Genomic DNA, 20,087 nt, shown 5'->3' on the forward strand with positions numbered 1-20,087 from the left:
AGGGCGGAGATAGAGTCCGCCACCTCACCACTCTGACCGTTCAGCGCCATTGCCGCGTGATCTCAGCATAATCCCCGATCGTCTTCTCGATCAGCGACAGGATTTCCGATAGCTCGTCATCCGTCGCCGTCAGCGGCGGGGCGACCATGACCCAGTCGCCATTTCTTCCCCAGGCCGTCCGACGCGTGTAGAGCAGCAGACCGTTTCGCTGCGCGACCTCGCAGAACCGCACTGCTGCATTGTGCTCAACAGCAAAGGAGGTCTTGTTCTCCTTGTCGACGACAAGTTCGATCGCCAGCAGAAAGCCCATGCCCCGAACGTCACCGATCATCGAACTGGCGGCGGCGATAGCCTCAAGGCGCTGTCGGAAGCCGGGGCTGGTCTCATTCACCCTCTCCATCAGGCCGCGATCGACAACTTCGTTCACAACCGCCAAGGCGATCGCGCAGGAGAATGGATTGGCCGCAGCCGTATGGCCATGCATGAAGCCACCGGCCTGGGTGACCGTGCGCACGATATGCGCCGGCGCCAGCACGGCGCCGAAGGGCGTATAACCGGCAGCGAGACCTTTCGCCAGGGTTACGAGGTCGGGTCGGCAGTCGGGCCAGTGATCGGCGGCCAGGAAGGTCCCGGTCCGGCCCGCGCCGGCCATGACTTCGTCGAAGATGATCAAGACGCCATATTTCGTGCAGATCTCGCGCACCCGCCGGAAATAGGTGTCATGTGGCACGAGAGCACCCGTGGCTACGCCGCCAACGGGCTCCATGATGAAGGCGAGGACAGTGTCTGCACCCTCGCGACGGATGCAGTCCTCGAGCGCGTCGGCGCACGAATTGGCGTAGGATTCGACCGTGTGGTTTCCCGGTAGCCGATAGGTGGACGGCGAAGGGACCTTCGGCATGGAGACGACCAGTGGACCGAAGATCTCTTTTGCCGCGGGGTCGCCGCTGACAGCCAGGGTGCCGGCGGTCGGCCCATGATAGCTCTGCTCAAGACCTACGACCTTCCAGCGCGAGGCTTCGCCCCTGGCGACAGCGAATTGGCGCGCGAGCTTGATGGCGCCCTCATTCGCCTCGGCGCCGCCGGAGACGAAGAAGGCCCGGTCGAAGCCCGAGCCAGCAAGTTTGGCGACAAGATTGGAAAGCTCTTCGTCCGCCTCGTTCTCGAACACGGTGCGGTTGGCGAAGGTAACCCGGTCCGCCTGGGCCTTGATCGCGGCGAGGACCGCTGGATTGCCATGGCCGATATTCGTGGCGACCGGCCCGCATGACCCGTCAATATAGCGCCGCCCTTCGGTGTCCCACATGTAGCTGCCCTCAGCTCGGGCGATGCGGGGAAGGCGAGGCAGGTCCTCGGGGCGATAGAACATTTGAACCGGGCCGCCGCGCTCGGGATAAAGCGAAGCGACATCACGCAAATTGACGTTCACGGGAACTCCAATCCTTTCTGGCTTGAGGACCTTGATGTTGCCTGAGTTTGATCTTCGCAGCGCCGCCCCAAACTGGTGAACGCGAAATTCAACGTTCATCTGGAAGCCGTTCGAAACCAAATAGCCAGAGACAACTTAGACTGGGTCTCCAACGAAAGTCCAAGGGGAAGCAAAAAATTGGAGAATCAGCAGATGTGCGGGAACGGTCGCCATGGCGTCTACTCAAACCAAACAGCCTCTGGCAGATCCAGATAGGTTCATGCCCTCACCGGAGCCCCAAACACCAGGCGAGTAGTTGTTCGCGCCCGCCTTCAGCCGTCCAGCCTGATCGTGGCACTTTCACAGTCGCCATAGAATTCCTCTGGCACATAATAAGCTTGGACAGTCCCCGCTCTGAGCGACCTGAGTGCGGCAGGCATGTTTGCTGAGAACCACCCATCGCCGCTGAGAGGGACGCTTTGCTCAATGGTTCTCAGGTCCCTGTTCCGGGACCGGGTACGGTACGTCAAAATGATGCTGCCGGTGGGAACCGGCTCTGGCATCCGCGAGCCGGTGTCTTCCACGACGCGCCCCACGACCGTCCTGCCCTTCACGTAGAATGAATCGATCCGGGTCTTCGTCCCAGTGGCCACTTCGATCTCGACACCGGACAACACTCGCTGTGTGTCGGCAAAATCGTCTCGGGGGTCATCGATGAAGGCGCAGACGCTCAGCTTGTTTGGCACTGGCTCAAACTTCGCTCGGACTTCTCGCCGCTTGATGTAGTCTTCGCGCTCCGACTGCATTGCGGGAAGCGTCGTGTGGGCGTCGATCCGCAAGACGACATTTCCCACCAGGGTTGGATCGAATTCGCTCATGACCTTGACCTGCCGCACTTCCCCAGGCAGCAGGCGCAGGCTCGTGTGCTCCACATAGGTTCGGTAGAGCGGGTTCGTCTGACCGTGGCGAATGTGCACTCTAGTCGGCTTGTCAAAGGGGTTGCCCACGACCACTTGAGCGATCTCGCGCGACGCTGGAGATGACGATCTGGAGATGAAGCGCGTGTAATTGCTTTGCGCTTCGTTGTTGAAGATCGAGGTTTCCTTGATTGGATGTGGGCCCGACGTCTCGTATTCTATGATCCTGGCGACGAGGCAGTAGTGACCGCCAATCGGCGGAAACCAGTTCGTCGTGAACTTGACGTATTGCCCCGGCAAAATGTCTTTCACATTGTCATCTGATGGCAACGGGATGAGGGGGGCGTCGGGAATGTTGATCAAGCCCCCCATGTTGAAAATGCGCTGGAAGAATTCCACCCGAACATTTTTGGCTTCGAGCGTTCCGAGGTTTTTCACGTAAGCCTCGACAGTATTCGCATGCCCCTCCCACGGCGTATTGTGCCAGTAAGGATCTTGGCTGGAGCGAGCGTTCCGCACGAAAATATCCGGGCTTTGCCAGGGCCTGTCGGGACCTGCCGGCCAAGGTCTTATGGCCGGGTCGGGTCGGCTGCGCACACCATACTCGATGATGACCTTGCCACCGTCGGCGGTGAGCGGTCCCGCGGTCACCTTGAAGTCCACCGGAAAGGTTGGATCAGTCGGATCGGTCTCCCAGTAGTTCTTTCCCTCCGTCAGCACGCTGCCGTCCCGGTCCGCGTCGTTCTTGACCAAGAGGAGGAAAGGACGCGACTGGCTGTTGGCGTCGGTCAGAAGCAGGGCATTGTTTGTCGGGAGCCGCTGATCTCCGACGTGATCGGGCTGCGCCGAGCGATATTCGATGTAATAATTCCAGCCGGCGGCGATGCGCACCTCAATGCCAACATATCGGCCTTGCGGCGGTTGCCCGCGCTCGATCGGCGACAGAGAGATTTCCTCGCGGATCAGACCAGTGTCGTTATAGTCGAAATTGTAGGTCTTGACCCATTCAGGCTGAACCCAACCCAGCATGAGCCGATGCACCAAGGAGAGATGCGGGAGTTCGACGTCCCATACCATAGGATCCCAATAGCGCGCGTTTCGGCCTGTGTTCGGAAAATACTGGTCGTCCAAATAGATTGTGTGGAATAGCTCGTGCGCCATCGTCGAGTGGATCGTACGACCCTCCCTGAACTCTTGCCCCCAGCACCGGCTTGTCGCGACAAGGCCCTTATTGAGAAGGTGGGGGCCATAACTCGCCTGCGGCCAGACATCGTTCACAGCGCCCGAGGCTTCGGTCCAGCGCTCTTGCACGAAGATTACGGTGGTAAATGGCGAAAGATCAATGCCGCCGCCCGGCGTGTCAGGGTTCATGGACTGGCTTAACAACGGCCCCCAATTGGGAATTTTCCACATGAGGAATTGATCATTGTCAAACTTGGAACCGACAAGACTAGACTCGAGTATATCCTTGAAATTATTGCTCAGGTGCACGGGGCCGAAGGGCTGTGCGGAGATGTCGTACTTGTTGTAGGACATCTCACGCAGATAGGAGCGCGTACTGACCGTCTTGCCCTCGTGTTGTACGCCATGGATCACCTCGTTCATCCAGCGGTCGCGTATGACCGCAAACTCGGCAGCATCTTCCGGATATCGCGCATCTGCGGTGTCGACGAAGACAACTGCAATGTTCAGGCGCTGCGGGGCTGGGCGCACATTAGCGTTCGCCACCTCGCCAGAGTCGTCGCCCCAAGCCAGCAAGGGTGTGGGCAGGTCGAATGCGCCAGCGAATGTCAGCGGCGGTCCGTGCTCGCCCGCCCAGTCTATGGTGATCTCAAACGGGACCTCGGCGAGCACGATGTTCGATGTACGCTCCACCGCCTGCAGCGTGTAGTGCCCGGCGCGATCGCCGGCACAGAACATGATGTCGGGCTTGGCCGGATCGAATTCGGCATCGCGACAATAGGATACGATCCCGGCATGCGGGCCTGCCGGCACAACGAAGTCGAGATCGTCAATCGAGATATTCTTCAGCGTCAGAGGGAGTTTGGCATAGCTCCAGACGAACAAGGGTCCAGGGAACTGGACCTCGACGCTCTTGCGCCTCAAAGGGCGCGGCCACTTCGACCGGTCGATCAGGCGCGGTACCAAGGCAGGTCTCGAGGCGTTCATAGCCGATAGTCTCCCCGTCATGCGGCGCCGTCAATCGAATGTGCTCATTCAGCAGCGGGCAGCGCGAGCGTGGCGGATGAAACGGATGTCGCCGCCCGGATTCGTTTCGACTGCACGCCGATCGGTGAATTTCTTGGCATTCCTGTGGGCGGAAGGCGCATCGTCTTCCATGAGCACGCCTTCTACACCCTGAGGAAGGGCAAGATCGCGGCGGTGTTCTCCGTAATCGATAAGGCTGCAATTGAAGCTCAGGTGCTGCTTTGACATGGCGACACCTTCGGCGGCTAGCCAGTTACGGGCTCGGGGGCGCCTCCAGAGAGGTTGCTAGGCCCGCAATCCGGTGTCGCGCAGAATGGGAAGGAGCTTATTCTCGTAGACTTCCAAGCCCCTCTTGAAATCAACCCATGTGACGGTCACACCGTCCAGTCCCGTCGCAGCCAGCCGCTGGAAGCCTTCGACCACTTGCGTGGGGTTGCCGATCAGGGGAACGGCGCCATAGCCGGCGATATACTGCCGTGCCACGCTGCTGGCCTTGTAGTTCACGCTCTGCGAATTGCGGTCCAAGGTGCCGAGGATGCGCGCCACTGTCTCCCAGTCGCCCTTCTCGGTGACGCAATATTCGAAATAATCCCGGGCCTCCTGCTCGGTGTCGGCGCAGGCGATGGTGGCCATTGTCATCACCTTGACCTCGCGGCCGTATTTCTCCCGAGCCGTCGACTTGATCTCCGAAACGGTCTGCGCGGCCTTCTCGAAATCGTCAAACATGATGAAGATCAGATCCGTGTGGCGTGCGGCAAAGTCACGGCCCGCGGGGCTGGAGCCGGCGCTCATGAGCACCGGGTAAGGGCGTTGCAACGGCTTGGGCTCGCTCTGCGCTCCAGGGACCTGGAAAAACTCGCCGTTGAAGTCGAACTCAGTCTCAGCCCAGATCCGCTTGACCAGCCTCATCCATTCATCCGAAAGGGCATAGCGGCGAGAATGATCCCCAACCGTGGTTCCGAAGAGCTCGATCTCCTTGTCGTGCCATCCGGCAACAACGTTGAGCCCGAAACGACCATTGGAGATGTGGTCGATGGTTGCGACTTCCTTCGCCAGCCGCACCGGATGGATGGTCGGCACGTGCACGGTGGCGAAGACTTGGATGGACTTCGTGATCGCAGCGATGCCCGCAGCCCAGCTCAAGGTCTCGAATGACCGGCCGTTTTGATTGTTGACACCGCCGAACCCCTTCCAGCGGGACACGGGGATCACGGCGTCGAAATTGAGACGCTCTGCCGTCTGCGCAATATGAACCGTCTCCGGCCAAGTGACCTCGATCGTGCCCTCTGCGGACGTCAGGGAGGTGGCGCGGCTGACATTGAAGGCGAAGACCGCAAGCTTGAAGGCGTTCTCGGTCCCCAGCAGCTTGGCGTTCGGCCGGTACTCCTCGACTTCAGACATGACAGTCCCCTCTCCCATTGGCGGATCGCAAGGGAGAGTATAGGCAAGCTTTGATCTCTGTAAACAATTGTAAGACGTATTCTATCATACAATCCGTCGGGAGGGCGCCTTCTTCCTCTCCGCGCTCGGCACGGCCTTTTTCGCAGGCTTACTGGGCTTTGCGCCAGGCGTTGCCAAAGGGGCCGGCTTTTTCACGGGTCGCCGGAGATGAGCCAGAGCTGCCGCACAGGCGCGTTGTACATGGACCTCGCAAAGGGTCTGCGCGCCGTCCGGATCACGACGCGCGATGGCATCGACCATCAGCTCGATCTCCCCGATGCTCCGCAGGCCGCGGCCCGGCTGAGCCATCGACTGGAAGCGCAGCAACACGACGCGCGCCTGCAGCGATTTCGTCAGGCTGGCAACGATGTCGTTGCCGCATCCTTCCAAAAAGATCCGATAGAATTCGGTGGTTGCAAGGGAGATTTCACCGGGGTCTCCCTCGCTCTCGACAACGGATTTCAGCCGTTGGAACGCACGCTGCAGTTGCGCGACATCATCGTCGCTGGCGCGCACGGCGAAGAGGCGGCCAGCAAGTCCCTCCAAGGCGGCCCGCACCTCATAAATCTTGGAGGCCTCGTCCACCGACACCGTCGCCACGATGGGGCCGCGATGCGGAACGACCGTGACCAGCCCCTCGCTCTCCAGATGGCGCAGGGCCTCGCGAATGCTGGTCCTGCTGACCCCCGTGATTTCGCAGAGATGCCGTTCGATGAGCCGGTCTCCCGGCCGGAACTGGAATTCAAGGATCGCCTTTCGCAAGACCTCGACGACCTGCTGACGCAAGGTCGTGCGGGGTTGTGCGATGCGCAAGCCTTCGAAGCTACCAGTCGGAGTGCTCATTCCACGCGTCTTTCCTTAAGGAAGCGGCTCAGGCGTTGCACAAGGCTCTACCTCATCGTGCAATCTCCGCCAATCAATCTGATCGCGGCGCCTCCGTGAGCATGCCATGGGCAAGTTTCTCCGCGATCATCATGGTCGGGGCGTTGATGTTGCCGCTGGTGATGGTCGGCATGATGGAGGCGTCGATGACACGAAGGCCGGCCACCCCGCGGACCCGACCATCGGAATCGACAACCGCGTGATCGTCGATCCCCATGCGGCAGGTGCCGCAGGGATGATGCGTCGACTTGCCGGTGGCCCGCACGAAGGCATCGAGATCCTCGTCACTCACAACTCCTGTACCGGGAGCGACTTCGGCTCCAGCAATGCTCGAAAACGCGGATGCAGCGACGATTTCGCGGTAGCGGCGGATCCCGTCGGCCAAGGGTTGGATGTCACGCCCATCCGTCAGATAGTTGAACGTGATGGCAGGCGCCTGCAACGGATCCCTACTGCGCAGACCGATATGCCCGCGGCTGTAAGGCCGGAGGCCCATGATGGTCGATTGGAACCCATGGGAGCCTGAGATTGCATCGCCGTGGGCGCTAACCATCATGGGGATGAAGCAAATCTGGATGTCCGGCCGCCCGTCGCTTCCATCCGCACGGATATAGCCGGCCACCTCGAAGTGATTCGTCGCACCGCCGCCACGTCGCCGGGCCGCCCACTCAAGGAAGATCGCAGGCCGACGGTACCATTTGAGCAGCGAGGTCATGGTCACCGGGCCAAGTGCAAGATGCTTGCAGCTCACATCGACATGATCCTGCAGGTTCTGGCCCACCTCGGGGGAATGCTGGACGAGCGAGATGCCACAGCGGGCAAGCTCACTTGCCGGGCCGATACCTGACAGCATCAAAATTTGCGGTGAACTTATTGCGCCTGCGCAGAGGATGACTTCACCGGCCGCGTGGACCTGATGCACCGCGCCACCCCGCCGATATTCGACACCCACGGCCCGGCGACCCTCCATCACGATGCGAGTAACGTGCGCACTCTTGCAGATCTCCAGATTGCCGCGCCTGCCCAGCCTGCGCAGATAGGCGCGGGAGGTGCTTTCTCGGATGCCATGATGAATGGTTTGCTCCATCGGACCAAAGCCATCTTGGCAAGCGCCGTTCGTGTCGTCCGAGAGGGCGTAACCGGCCTCCCGGCACGCTTCGAGGAAAAGGCCATTCAGAGGTGTCGAGTATACTGGCCGCGTAACATGGAGGGGGCCGTCGCCGCCGCGATAGGCGTCGGCACCGCCGCTGAAGGTTTCAAGGCGCCTGAAGAACGGCAGGCAGCGTTCAAAACTCCAGTCATTCAGTCCCCTCTGTGCCCAGTCGTCATAATCAGCCGCCTGTCCGCGAACAAAGGCCATGGCGTTGATCGAAGAGGAGCCGCCGAGAACGCGCCCACGCGGACAGTCGATGCGGCGTCCATCAAAACCCGGTTCAGGCTCCGACTTGAAGCCCCAGTCAAACCTGCTGCTGCCGACCGCGTAAGTGAAGGCGGCGGGCATGGCAATGAAGGGGTGACGATCCCCCGGACCGGCCTCGATCAGGAGCACCCGATGTGTCGATCGTTCGGCAAGCCGGGCCGCGACGATGCAGCCGGCGGAGCCGGCGCCGATCACGATGAAATCGAAAGGCGCACCTGTCCGGCCTGATGGATGCGTCACCGACTTCTCCTCAGGTCTTTGCGCTGCCGCGGCGCGCAAGAAGGCCATCCAGCCAATGCGTGTCCATTTCCGGGGTCGAAGACAGCAGTGTTTCGGTATAGGCCTGGGTTGGCGACAACAGGACCTGTTCCTTTGAACCTTGCTCGACGACGCGACCAGCCTGGAAAACCGCCACGCGATCGGCGATCGCCCGGACTGTGGCGATGTCATGGGTGATGAAGAGGTAAGTCAGCCGGCGCTCCCTCTGCAGCCTGTCTAACAGCTTCAGGATCTCCTCCGCCACGAGGGGATCGAGCGCCGAGGTGACTTCGTCGCAGATCAGCAGGACGGGATCGGCCGCGATCGCACGGGCGATACAGAGGCGCTGCTTCTGCCCTCCGGAGAGCTCTTCAGGCTTTCGATCCAACAGTCGGTCCGGGTCGAGTTCGACCATCTTCAGCAATTCCCGGATGCGATCGGCAAGCGCATTGCCACGAAGGCCGAAGTAAAAGTTTGCGGCACGCCCGAGGATCTTCCGCACGCTTTGCTGCGGATTGAGAGCTGTGTCAGGACTCTGGTGCACGAGTTGGATCCGGCGCAGTTGATCGCGCGTCCGGTTGCGATAATCGGGAGGCAGGCGCTCGCCGCTAAGGCTTACCGTGCCCCGCTCTGGTTGCAGGAGGCCGGCGATCACTCGGGCGAGCGTGCTTTTCCCGCTGCCGGACTCGCCGACAATGGCCACCGTTTCTCCCACGCCGGCATCGAGACTGACATCGGCGAGAGCCGGCTTGTCCCCGAAGGCCAGCTCGATGTTCCTGATGGTCAGTATGGTCTCAGAGTGAACGGCCACATGCTGCTTTTGAAACTGCCTCAGAGCAACAAGGCGCTTGGTGTACTCCTGTTTGGGGGCGCTGAGGATTTCAGTCGTCGGCCCCGACTCCACCAGACTGCCATGCCGGAGCACCATGATCCGATCGGCAATCTGAGCCACCACGGCGAGATCGTGAGAGATATAGATCGCGGACAGGGACAGGTCACGGACCGCCGCACGGATCGCGGCCAGGACCTCCACCTGGGTTGTCACGTCAAGAGCCGTGGTCGGCTCGTCGAAGATGATCACCTCCGGATGCGGTCCCATGGCCATCGCAGTCATGGCCCGCTGCAGCTGACCTCCGGACAATTGATGCGGATAGCGCTGTCCGATCGTCTTGGGTTCAGGGAGCTGCAACCTTGCAAACAGGTCCTGGATCAGCGCTTGTGCGGACCGTCGGTCGTGTTGTCCCTTGAGCAGGGGCACCTCGACGCATTGGTCGATGAGGCGATGGGCCGGGTTGAAAGCGGCCGCGGCGCTTTGCGCCACATAGGCCGCCCGCCTCCCGCGGAGCCGACGTCGCTCCGTTTCGCCGACCTTGAGCAGGTCGCGACCGTCAAACACGATCTCTCCGCCGCAGATCCGGACGCCGCTCCGGGCATAGCCCATGGCGGCCAGCCCGATGGTCGACTTGCCCGCGCCGGACTCCCCAATCAGGCCCAGCACCTCGCCTGGATGGAGTTCCAGGTCAATCCCATGGACAATTTCTTCCCAGGCACCGTCGCCGCCGGCCTCGATGCGAAGTCCCCGGATGACGATGATGGGATCAGTCGGATTGCCCCGCGATGGTTTCGTCACAGACGGGCCTTTGCATTGTTGTGGATCAGCCAGTCGACGATGAAATTCACACTGATCGTGAGAACGGCAATCGCCGCGGCTGGCAGGAGCGGCGTGAAATCACCGAAGGTGATGAGCACGGAGGATTCCCGCACCATCGAGCCCCAGTCGGCGCCGGGGGGCTGAAGGCCGATGCCTAGGAAGCTCAATCCGCTGATGAACAGGAAGACGTAGCAGAATCGGATGCCGAACTCGGCCATCAGAGGCGTGCGGATATTGGGCAGGACCTCCGACCAGAGGCACCACCAGTTCCCTTCCCCACGCAGTCTCGCTGCCTCCACATAGTCCGTGGCCACCACGTTCATCGCGACCGCCCGCGACAGGCGAAGGACGCGGGTGCCGTCGAGAACCACGATGATGCCGATCAGGATCGGCACGGAATTGCCGATGATGGCGATCAGCAGCAGCGCCAGGATCAGCTGCGGAACGCCCATGATCGCATCGGTGACGCGCCCGATGATCTGATCGACCCAGCCACCCTGAAGGGCAGCCAGAATCCCCAGGCCACCTCCCAAGACGAATGAGAGGATGTTGATGGCAAGCGCCAGGAAGATCATGTTTCGGGCGCCGTAGATGAGGCGCGAGAGCATGTCACGGCCGAGATTGTCGGTGCCAAGCCAGCTCGTCTCGGTCCAGGGGGCAAAGGCGGTTCCGACCACCTGGGTCTCGCCATAGGGCGCGATGTGCGGCGCAAGAACCGCAACCATCAAGTAGAGCACGACCAAAAGAAGGCCGAGGCGGGCAGCCCAGGAGAGCTTGCGAAGATGGCGCAGCGGAGATCTCATGAGTTATCTCGGATGCCGCAAGCGCGGATTGCTGAGCATGGCCAGGATATCGGCGATCAAATTGATCAAGAGATATGTGCAGGCGAAGAACAGGCACGCCGCCTGTACGACCGGAATGTCACGGCGGGCCACCGAATCCACGAGCAGACCGCCCAGTCCGGGGTAAGCGAAGACGACCTCGACCACCACCACCCCCAGGACGAGATAGGCCAGGTTGAAGGCGATCACATTGACGATCGGGGCCCAGGCATTCGGCAAGGCATGCCGCACGATGATCCGCAGCTTTCGCAACCCCTTGAGGTCGGCCATCTCGATGTAGGGCCGGGACAGAAGATCAATGATGGCCGCCCGCGTCATCCGCATCATGTGGGCCATCACAAAGAGCGAGAGGGTCACAGCGGGCAGGAACGTCACATAGAGGCGTTCGGAGAAGCTGGCCCCCGGCAGCAGACTTGCGATGCTGGGAAAAATTGGAAAGGTGATGGTGAGGAGCAGGATCAGGACATAGGCGACGAAAAAGTCGGGAAAGGAAATCGACACCAATGTGCCGGCATTGAGCACCCGGTCGAAAAACGTATCCCGGTAGAGCGCAGTCAGGATGCCGAGGACGAGCGCCAGCGGCACGGCGATCACGGCCGCATAGAGCGCCAGGAACAGAGTATTCCCCAATCTTTCAAACAGCATGTCGCTGATGGCCATGCCGGATGCGAGCGAATGACCGAGATCGCCGCGGAAAATGCCACGCAGCCAGTGCCAATACTGGATGTACAGAGGTTGGTCGAGGCCGAGGCCGTGGCGGAAGTTCTGCAGCGCTTCGGCGGAAGCGTCGCGACCAAGAACGATTTCAGCGAGATCGCCTGGCAACAGACTTGTGGCGAAGAAAATGGCCGTGAGCAAGATCAGCAGTGCAATGGCACCGGCCCATAGCCGCTTTGCAATCAGCGTTACCATGCGCGGGCCTGTCGATCCTGTTCCAGTGGCGACCTCTTCAACGGATCAGCCCTCGGGCCAGATCAGCTCGAGGGGCCGATTGTTGATAATGTCCTCAATGATCTCTGGCGGAAACTCCGGAAGCATCGCCTTGCCCTTCCAGTCATTCAGTGCCCGGAACTCCGCCAGGGCCTCCGTCGGCGTCCTGAGCGGGAAATCCGAACCGAACAGCAGCTGATCGGTCACGTTGTAATCCAGCGCAAGCATGAGCGCATTGTAGAGCTGCCACTGCCGGTGATAGCGCGCTGACAAGTCACAGAAAATCTGCGGGTTTTTTCGCAGCAGCACCGCCGTCTCGCCAATCCAGGGCTGGCCGAAATGGGCGACGATCATGCGCAGCTGCGGAAATTCGCGAGCAACCCGGTCGAGCAGGATCGGATTACCGTATTCGAGGGCGCATTTGCTCGCATAGCCCGCCGACTGGTGCCAGAGCAGAGGAATGTTCAATTCCACGCATTTCCGATAGATATCGCCGGCTTCACGCGCCCATGGATCGAACCCGCCATACACCGGAGAGATCTTAAGTCCGTGCAGGCCCAGTTCACGGATCGCATATTCCAACTGGCTCGGTGCACCCGGCTTCATCGGCTCAACGCAGGCAAGGCCCTTGGCTCGATCTCCAAAGGGCCGGACATAATCCGCCACGAATTCATTCGGCACGAACGTGTTGAGGAGCGGGAAGTACATGGTGATCACCACGAATTTTTCCGCAATGTCGGCCACGTGCCTGACATGCGCCTCGGGATCCCCGCTTGCACTGTTTTTCACTCGAGTCTGGAGCTCGCCGTTCTCCTCGTCGCCGTAATGCTCCGGGAGAGCGAGATTGGTGTGCCAATCGATCAACATTCGGAATTACCCGTCACGGAAATAGATTATGTTTCAAGGCCTCACCCCTGCCGTCTGAACTATATTGTATGACAAGAACGAGTCAATCCGCTCAAAGCGCGACCCGCCGCTGTTGGCCGCATTGTGCTGCTCACGGTGCCTTTTTGGGCCGAACGGCAAAAATGCGATTTGATAAAAGGGAGGCCTAGACCCGTGTCCTCACGTATGATTATCATCTGTATTACAAAGTGACCGGCTGCCGTGAGGGGCGATCAGGCAGGGTCGCCGAATATGAGGGAAAACACTCCATGACGGACAATTTGCTGATGCCTGGCGTCTCCAGGCGCGGGTTCATGGTCGGCGCCGGTGCAGCCGGCTTGGCGCTGCTTCCGGGCAGCCATCTCCAGGCTCAGGAGTCCACGCCAAAGCGTGGGGGGCGCTTCAGATTGGCCCTGGCAGGCGGCAGCACGACCGACACGTTCGAGCCGGGTTCCATTTGGGATAGCGTCATCCAGAACATTTCCGCGCAGGTGCGCGATACCCTGGTCGACGTGATGCCGGATTTCTCGCCCGGCGCCTCCCTGGCTGAATCCTGGGAACCCTCGGCGGATTTCAAGACCTGGAAGTTCAACCTGCGCAAAGGGGTGCAATTCCACAACGGCAAGTCCTTCACCTCGGAGGATGTGGTCTTCACCATCAACCATCACCGCGGGCCGAACAGCATCTCGGGCGCCAAGAGCACCGTCGCCAATGTGGACGACGTAAAGGCCGACGGACCAAACGCAGTCATCTTTACATTGAAGGTTGGATCGGTCGACTTCCCCATGTCGCTGAGTGACTACCATCTGGTCATCATGCAGGCTGGGACGACCGACTGGCTGACCAGCGTCGGTACCGGTCCCTTCGCATTACAGTCCTACCAACCCGGCGTCCGGGCGCTGACCAAGCGCTACGAGAACTACTGGCGCACAGATCGCGGCTTCTTCGACGAGGTCGACACCCTCGTCGTCAACGATTCCTCGGCGCGCATGAACGCATTGGTGAGTGGCCAGGTCGATGCGATCAACCGTGTCGATACCAAGACGGCAGCGCTGGTGCAGCGTAATCCGAACCTCAAGCTGCAGAACGTGCAGGGTACCAAGCAGTTCACTCTGCCGATGCTTGTCGACGCTGTGCCGTTCAACAATCCCGACGTCCGGCTGGCCCTGAAATATGCGATCAATCGGCAGCAGATCGTCGACAACGTTCTCCAGGGCTTTGGCCAGGTCGGCAATGACCAGCCGATTGCACCGGTGAACCGCTTCTTCGATCCGAACCTGCCGATCCGGGCCTATGATCCGGACAAGGCGAAGTTCCACATGAAAAAGGCGGGCATGGAGGGTCATGCCTTCGAACTGAACGTGTCCGACGCGGCCTTCAACGGAGCGGTCGATGCCTGTGCTCTCTATCAGGAGAGCGCGCGCCAGGCGGGCATCAACATCAACCTGAAGCGTGTGCCGAGCGATGGCTACTGGAGCCGCATCTGGATGAAGGTGCCGTGGTGCGTCTCGTTCTGGAGCGGCCGTCCGACCGAGGACGCTATTCTCTCGATCTGCTATGAGAAGGGTGCCGACTCCAACGAAACCCACTGGGACAATCCGCAGTTCAATCAGTTGCTCGTTGCCGCGCGCAGCGAGGCCGATGACGCGAAGCGCCGCCAGATGTACTACGACATCCAGGCCCTAATCCGAGACGATTGCGGAACCGTGCTTCCCTGCTTCCTGAACTTCGTCCAGGCGACCAACTCAAAAATCGGCACCGGTAAAGTCGCCGGCAATGGCGAGATGGATGGCGATCGCTGCGCCGAACGCTGGTGGTTCGTTTAATCCACTGCAGGTCTATCTTTGTTATGAGAGGGCGAGGCCAGGCCTCGCCCTCTTTCTGATTCAGGCATGCGCGCTGGCTGGCCTTAAAACATAGGCGGCTTCGAGGCGTGCGATCACCTCGGGAGACAGTCTAAGTTCGAGTGCGGCGAGAGCATCGCGCACATGGTGTGGTCGGGTTGCACCGATGATCGGAGAGTGCACCGCGGATTTCGACAAAACCCAAGCCAGCGCCACCTGTGATGGCAGCATGTTCGCTTCGGCCGCAATGTCATCCACCAGCCCGGCGAGCGCCTCATCGGCTGCGCGCCCAAACCACGCCTTCGCGAAATCATCGGTCTTGTATCGTTCCGTCTGGCTTGCCGGATCCCGCCGTGCAGGACCGCAGAACAGGCCGCGGGCATGAGGACTGTAGGGAAGCAGGCCGATCCCCTGTGCGGCGCAGAAGGGGATGAGGTCGCGCTCATCTTCGCGCCAAGCGAGATTGTAGTGGTTCTGCATCGTCACGAAACTGGCGAGCTTTCGCTCCTCGGCCATGGTGACACATTTAACGAACTGCCATGCCGGCATGTCGGTGGCGCCGACATAGAGCACCTTACCGCTGCGAACCAGGTCGTCGAAGGCAACGATCATTTCATCCAGGTTCGTGCTCGAGTCCCAGATATGCGTCTGATAGAGGTCGATGTAGTCCATCTTGAGACGCCGGAGGGATGCGTCCACCTGCTCGAAGAGATGCTTGCGGGAAAAGCCCCGTGCCGTCGGTGCCGGCCTCATGGCGTAGCCGGCCTTGGTGGCGATGATCACATCATCGCGGTTGGCCATCTCTCCAATGAGGTCGCCAAGAATCTCCTCGCTGCGGCCCATGGAGTAGAAATTGCAGCTGTCGAACAGGTTGATCCCGCCTTCGAGCGCGACCTTCACCACCTCGCGGGCCGACTCCTTGTCGAGGGTCCAGGACCGCCACTCAGGACTCCCGAAGGACATGGTTCCCAACGACAGGCGCGAGACCTGAAGGTTGGTCTTTCCAAGGCGGACATATTGCATCGAGTTGGACCCTCTTGCGGATGCGACCGACCGTCGATGTCGGTGAGATGGAACGCTATCGACAGCCGAGGACGACCATCGTATCCTGTCATACATAATACGAAACATGCGTCCAACGAACTTTGCAGGATATGATGATCAATGCAGGAGCGGCCGCCTTTGGCCGCGACATTCCCTCGACCCGCGAGCTGGCCGAGCTTGTGAACCATCCATTCCGTATGTTGGTCGACGGAAAGCTCGTGACCGCTGCCGATGGAGCGACCATCGAGACCTGGAATCCTGCGCTGGGCCGCAAGCTCACCGTAATCCCCGATGCCAGCCGCGACGACCTCGATCGTGCCGTCGCTTCTGCAAAAGCCGGGCAGCGGGACTGGAGGCGTCTGGCATATTCCGAGCGGCGGGCCGCCGTGCTGAAGCTCGCGGCGGCGCTTCGCGAGCACGCTCCTGTGCTTGGAGCCCTGGATTCGCTGGAGAGCGGGAACATCTATTCGGGCATGCGGGCCGATCCCGGCTATGCCGCGGAGGCAATCGAGTATCTCTGCGCCGTCGGCTACGAGCTCAAGGGAGAGGCCACGCAGCTCGATAACGGCCTCCATTACACGCGACGCGAGCCGTTCGGCGTCGTGGCGCGGCTGCTGCCGTTCAATCATCCCGCCTATGGATTCGGGGTGGCGGCTGCGGCTCCCCTGCTGGCCGGCAATGCGTTGATCATGAAGCCGTCTCCTCATACGTCCCTGTCGGCCCTGCTGATTGGTGAGTTGGTCGCGGACATATTCCCGCCAGGCGTCCTGTCGATCCTGACGGGGTCCAATGAAAGGGTGGCACTCCCGCTGGTCAGCCATCCGGGCATCGACCGCCTTTCGCTGGTGGGCAGCACCGAGGCGGGGCGCTCGGTCATGCGGGCCGCCGCCGAGAGGCTGGTGCCGCTGACCCTCGAGCTTGGCGGAAAGAATGCCCTGATCGTCTTCCCTGATGCCGACCTGGATCTGGCTGCGGACACAGCAATCGCGGGGATGAACTTCAGCTGGCAGGCCGCGTCCTGCGGCTCGACCTCTCGCATCCTGGTTCATTCCTCCGTCCGCCGTCCATTCGAGGCAAGACTCGTGGACCGCCTGCAGGCGCTCCGGGTCAGACCGCCTTTCGATCCCGAGGGCCAGATGGGATCGATCAGTTTCCAGGCCCTGTACGATCGTTGTCAGCATTATCTGGAGTCGGGCCGGCAGGAAGGCGCCTGCCTCGCCGTCGGCGGCGAACGCCCAAAGGGCAGAGACTTTGAGCAGGGTCTCTATCTCACGCCGGCGCTTTTCGTCGACACGACACCATCGATGCGGATTGCCCAGGACGAGATTTTCGGCCCCATCATCACCATGATCGACTGGACGGATTATGCCAGCATGATCCAGATCGCCAATGGGGTCGCCGTGGGCCTGACCGCCGCGATCATGACGGAAGATCTGAACATGGTGCAGCAGGTCGAGCGAGACCTGGAGGTCGGCTATATCGAAGTGAACGGCGCTGTATCCTGGGCGCTGGGATCCCCTTTCGGCGGAATCAAGTTGAGCGGCTTCGGGCGTGAGGGAAACCTTGAGGAGATCGAAAGCTATACGTATTTGAAATCCGTCAACATCCGGCGGCGGCCCTCGCGGCTGCCTCTTTAGATCCTGCTTAGCCGGCGAGACGATGATGGAACTCGACCCCCGAATGCATTCGCAGCTTCACGTTATCTATGGCGAGGATCGCCTGGCAGCAATGCTGCCGCTTCTGCGCGATCCCGACGAGATCATGACGCCGGATGCCCTGAGCGCGATGAAATCCTGCGCCCTGAGCATCTCCAGGACGCTGCTGGACAAGATGGTGCAGGAGCGCTGGACGATCAGCCGGCGTGAGATCGAGACCGATCCCGTGGGCAACGGCTTTGCCGTCTACGATCTCCAAGCCAACGGACATGAATTCACGCTTATCGTGCTCACATCCTGGGACGGCGAAGAAAAGCCTGGGCGCCGGATGGATAAGACCGCGGACTTCCTTGCCTCGCTGACCCGGCAGCGCGCCGATGAAGCCCTCGTGAAACGCGAATTGGCAGCCATGGCGATTCCGCAATGGGGCGGCCGGACGGATGCAGCTTCCTACGGCTGGACGGCTGCGAATCGCAGTCCGCGGGCCTTCGAACATACAGTCGAGCGGCTGTCGGAGGGCCTTCAACCTGATCTCGATGAGCTGGCGCGCAATGGCGGCTACGTGATCCGCAACGCCGGCTTCTACGGCAATGGCCGAGCTGGGGCGGCGAGTTGGATCGGCATCGATTCGGACCATCCTTTCGCGACGCCGTACCATATGGATCTTTTCCTGGTGTATATGTGGCGAGAGATCGGACTGGATTTTGTCGAAGCGATTGCCCGCCGCAGATCACATCAGGCCGTGGAGCTGTCGCCAGAAACTCGACTTTACATCGGGGTCGGAAATTCGTCCGGGCTGGGGATGACATGCGCTCTCGTCCGTTGGCCGCAATGGGTGAATATCTGGTGCCTCACCCGAGAACTCGCGCTGGCTTACGCGAAGACCGAGCCCCCCTCTTCGGTCGAGGTGCAACTGCCACTGCTGCGGGAGAAACTGCAACGGGCGGTGCGCTATTACCGCGAGGTGGCAGGCCCCGAACATGGCCTGACGAGCCATGAGGAACTGGCCAGCGATCTGGAACTGCTTTTGGAATCCTTGGAGGCGTGGGTCCGACGTCCGGGTGCCCCTTGTTGGCTTTCCCTCTGCGAAATGACAAAGAGCAGTCTCGGACCGGACGCTCTGGAGCAGCTCAATGCCCTGCTCATCGACCTGTATCCGGCTGCGTCCCATCGGCTGCTGGCGCTGATCCCCCCGGCCATGCGGCAGCAGCGAAAAATCGATCCTCACATGACAGTGCAAGAGCTGCGTCTGCTCATCGAGAGGCATTATGCGTGGGCCATTCACCTGGATCGATCCGCGCCGGAACGGCGGTGGCATTTCTGGTATCATTCCGAAGAAGCTGGTGAGCAGCGACGTGGTGAACGATTTGTCGACTCCGGCGTCGAGTTCGAAACCTTCGTCGATGTCATCGGAGCGGTGCAACAGCTCTGGCAGCATCTGGACGGGCGTGCCGACGACGAGCTGGTTGCGCGCTTCGCCTTGCAGTTTCCCGACGACGCCTATGTGATTTCCCGCATCCAGTTCATGGCGGACAAACCCTATGGGGAGATCCGTGGCAACCTCGTCGATCGCGAGTTTCTACCATTGAAGGTCATTCGCTTCCTGCTGACGATCTTTGGTTTTGAGAGCGGCACGCCGAGAAGCTCGGCGTGGGTCCGAGGGGTGCTTCTGCAGGGTGCGCCCACGCCGACCGAGATCGCACGGGGGGAGATGCGCGACTGGATGATGCCGGTGAAGCCCGCAGCCGAGGCTCACGGCTGATGGAGATGATCGCTGTTTCCTATGCTGAACTGTTGCGGAACGGTGTTCACGCATTACGTGGCCTGGGATACTCGTTCTCGACGGCTGAGCGCGGTGCCCATACCTTGGCAGCGAGCCAGGCTGCCACGGGTACGGCTTTGAACGCGCTTCGGCTCATGGGGCAACAGCCTCGCGCTCCTCTTCCCAAGGCGGTCATCACGAAAGAACACGCATCCGGATGCCTGTCCATCGATGCCGGCGGGCGTTGCCTCCTCGAATTGGCTCCCCTGCTGTTGGATGCCCTGGTGGCAGACGCGAAGCGGTACGGTTGCGCAGAACTCATGGTGGAGAACTGCCGTGACATGCCGTTCGTCGTGGACTTCGCCGCCCGTTCGAGACACCTGACTGATGAGATCCTCTGCCTCTATCAGGGCGCGCTCGACGAAGCGGTCATGGGGGGATTTGCGACAGCGGGCGGCGCTGTCGTGGGGGGGCGGATGTCGGCCGCTGAGATGGCGCTGGCGCTGGCGGAGAGCAGCCGTTTCCCTGAGCGGGCTACAGAGTTCATCACGGCGCAGGGAACTCCCGGGCGGGTCGTGCTCTTGGCACAGGGCCAAGAGACTTCCCGAGGCCGCTCTCTCGCGGTGAAGTTCAGCCACACGGAAAACTGGCAGGATGCAGAGACCTGGCTGCCGTCGATCGATCGCGCCATCAAGGGCCAGCTCTTCGTCGCGCCGGAGGATTTTGCCTTCTTCATGCATTGCGTCGCCAAGGTCTGGGTCCCCACCTCCGAGCGTTCGCGTTCGCAGCAGGGATAGAAAAACCTTACCGCTTGGGGTGCCAAATTTCCGGCCACGCGTCACCGACTGAGATCACCACCGCGCTGCCTTTGCCGATCCCCCATCCCGCCAATCCGGCGGAGGCACGGGCACAGCACGACCTTATAGGTGCCGACAAGGATC

15 protein-coding genes are annotated in these 20,087 nt (G+C 60.9%); 5 read left to right on the forward strand and 10 right to left on the reverse strand.

The genetic code is table 11. From position 1 onward, the window contains the following. Positions 1-40: 40 nt before the first annotated feature. Together FKM97_RS19205 and FKM97_RS19210 are read right to left on the reverse strand one after the other, a co-directional pair. Positions 41-1,429, reverse strand: a complete 1,389-nt coding sequence (locus FKM97_RS19205) for an aminotransferase family protein (RefSeq protein WP_205015192.1) — start codon at positions 1,427-1,429, stop codon at positions 41-43. Positions 1,430-1,740: 311 nt separating this feature from the next. Continuing rightward, on the reverse strand, positions 1,741-4,494 hold the full coding sequence (locus tag FKM97_RS19210) for a hypothetical protein (RefSeq protein ID WP_144294058.1): 2,754 nt from the start codon (positions 4,492-4,494) through the stop codon (positions 1,741-1,743). A gap of 69 nt (positions 4,495-4,563) precedes the next feature. On the opposite strand from FKM97_RS19210, the gene FKM97_RS19215 reads away from it, so the two are divergent. Next, positions 4,564-4,758, forward strand: a complete 195-nt coding sequence (locus FKM97_RS19215; protein ID WP_428977921.1) for an ester cyclase — start codon at positions 4,564-4,566, stop codon at positions 4,756-4,758. Between the two features lie 60 nt (positions 4,759-4,818). Here the strand turns inward: FKM97_RS19215 and FKM97_RS19220 are convergent, their stop codons facing one another. The 7 genes from FKM97_RS19220 to FKM97_RS19250 all read right to left on the reverse strand — a co-directional run bounded on the left by FKM97_RS19220 (position 4,819) and on the right by FKM97_RS19250 (position 12,823). Beyond that, positions 4,819-5,934 (reverse strand): LLM class flavin-dependent oxidoreductase, encoded by a 1,116-nt coding sequence (locus FKM97_RS19220; RefSeq protein ID WP_170241014.1) that lies wholly within the window; start codon positions 5,932-5,934, stop codon positions 4,819-4,821. A gap of 84 nt (positions 5,935-6,018) precedes the next feature. After that, complete coding sequence (locus tag FKM97_RS19225) at positions 6,019-6,816, reverse strand: GntR family transcriptional regulator (RefSeq protein WP_144294061.1); 798 nt, start codon at positions 6,814-6,816, stop codon at positions 6,019-6,021. 73 nt (positions 6,817-6,889) lie between these two features. Next, positions 6,890-8,515, reverse strand: a complete 1,626-nt coding sequence (locus FKM97_RS19230; RefSeq protein WP_170241015.1) for a choline dehydrogenase — start codon at positions 8,513-8,515, stop codon at positions 6,890-6,892. Positions 8,516-8,525: 10 nt separating this feature from the next. Beyond that, complete coding sequence (locus FKM97_RS19235; protein WP_144294063.1) at positions 8,526-10,163, reverse strand: ABC transporter ATP-binding protein; 1,638 nt, start codon at positions 10,161-10,163, stop codon at positions 8,526-8,528. Next, complete coding sequence (locus FKM97_RS19240) at positions 10,160-10,987, reverse strand: ABC transporter permease (RefSeq protein WP_144294064.1); 828 nt, start codon at positions 10,985-10,987, stop codon at positions 10,160-10,162. The genes FKM97_RS19235 and FKM97_RS19240 overlap by 4 nt, the downstream gene beginning before the upstream one ends. A gap of 3 nt (positions 10,988-10,990) precedes the next feature. Beyond that, positions 10,991-11,938 (reverse strand): ABC transporter permease, encoded by a 948-nt coding sequence (locus FKM97_RS19245; RefSeq protein ID WP_144294065.1) that lies wholly within the window; start codon positions 11,936-11,938, stop codon positions 10,991-10,993. 45 nt (positions 11,939-11,983) lie between these two features. Beyond that, positions 11,984-12,823: an amidohydrolase family protein gene (locus FKM97_RS19250; protein WP_144294066.1), complete on the reverse strand. Its 840-nt coding sequence runs from the start codon at positions 12,821-12,823 to the stop codon at positions 11,984-11,986. A gap of 287 nt (positions 12,824-13,110) precedes the next feature. Here FKM97_RS19250 and FKM97_RS19255 point away from each other — a divergent pair, with 287 nt between their 5' ends. After that, complete coding sequence (locus FKM97_RS19255) at positions 13,111-14,667, forward strand: ABC transporter substrate-binding protein (protein WP_144294067.1); 1,557 nt, start codon at positions 13,111-13,113, stop codon at positions 14,665-14,667. Positions 14,668-14,727: 60 nt separating this feature from the next. On the opposite strand, the gene FKM97_RS19260 is transcribed toward FKM97_RS19255, so the two are convergent. Beyond that, on the reverse strand, positions 14,728-15,708 hold the full coding sequence (locus FKM97_RS19260) for an aldo/keto reductase (RefSeq protein WP_144294068.1): 981 nt from the start codon (positions 15,706-15,708) through the stop codon (positions 14,728-14,730). Positions 15,709-15,839: 131 nt separating this feature from the next. Between FKM97_RS19260 and FKM97_RS19265 the strand changes: the two genes are divergently transcribed. Genes FKM97_RS19265 through FKM97_RS19275 form a run of 3 tightly spaced genes read left to right on the forward strand, consistent with a single transcriptional unit; the run spans position 15,840 to position 19,943 of the window. After that, on the forward strand, positions 15,840-17,366 hold the full coding sequence (locus FKM97_RS19265; RefSeq protein ID WP_144294069.1) for an aldehyde dehydrogenase family protein: 1,527 nt from the start codon (positions 15,840-15,842) through the stop codon (positions 17,364-17,366). Positions 17,367-17,388: 22 nt separating this feature from the next. Further along, positions 17,389-19,146: a hypothetical protein gene (locus FKM97_RS19270; protein WP_144294070.1), complete on the forward strand. Its 1,758-nt coding sequence runs from the start codon at positions 17,389-17,391 to the stop codon at positions 19,144-19,146. After that, complete coding sequence (locus tag FKM97_RS19275; RefSeq protein ID WP_144294071.1) at positions 19,146-19,943, forward strand: hypothetical protein; 798 nt, start codon at positions 19,146-19,148, stop codon at positions 19,941-19,943. The genes FKM97_RS19270 and FKM97_RS19275 overlap by 1 nt, the downstream gene beginning before the upstream one ends. Positions 19,944-20,087: the final 144 nt, after the last annotated feature.

The organism is Rhodoligotrophos appendicifer, assembly GCF_007474605.1.
Lineage (GTDB): Bacteria > Pseudomonadota > Alphaproteobacteria > Rhizobiales > Im1 > Rhodoligotrophos > Rhodoligotrophos appendicifer.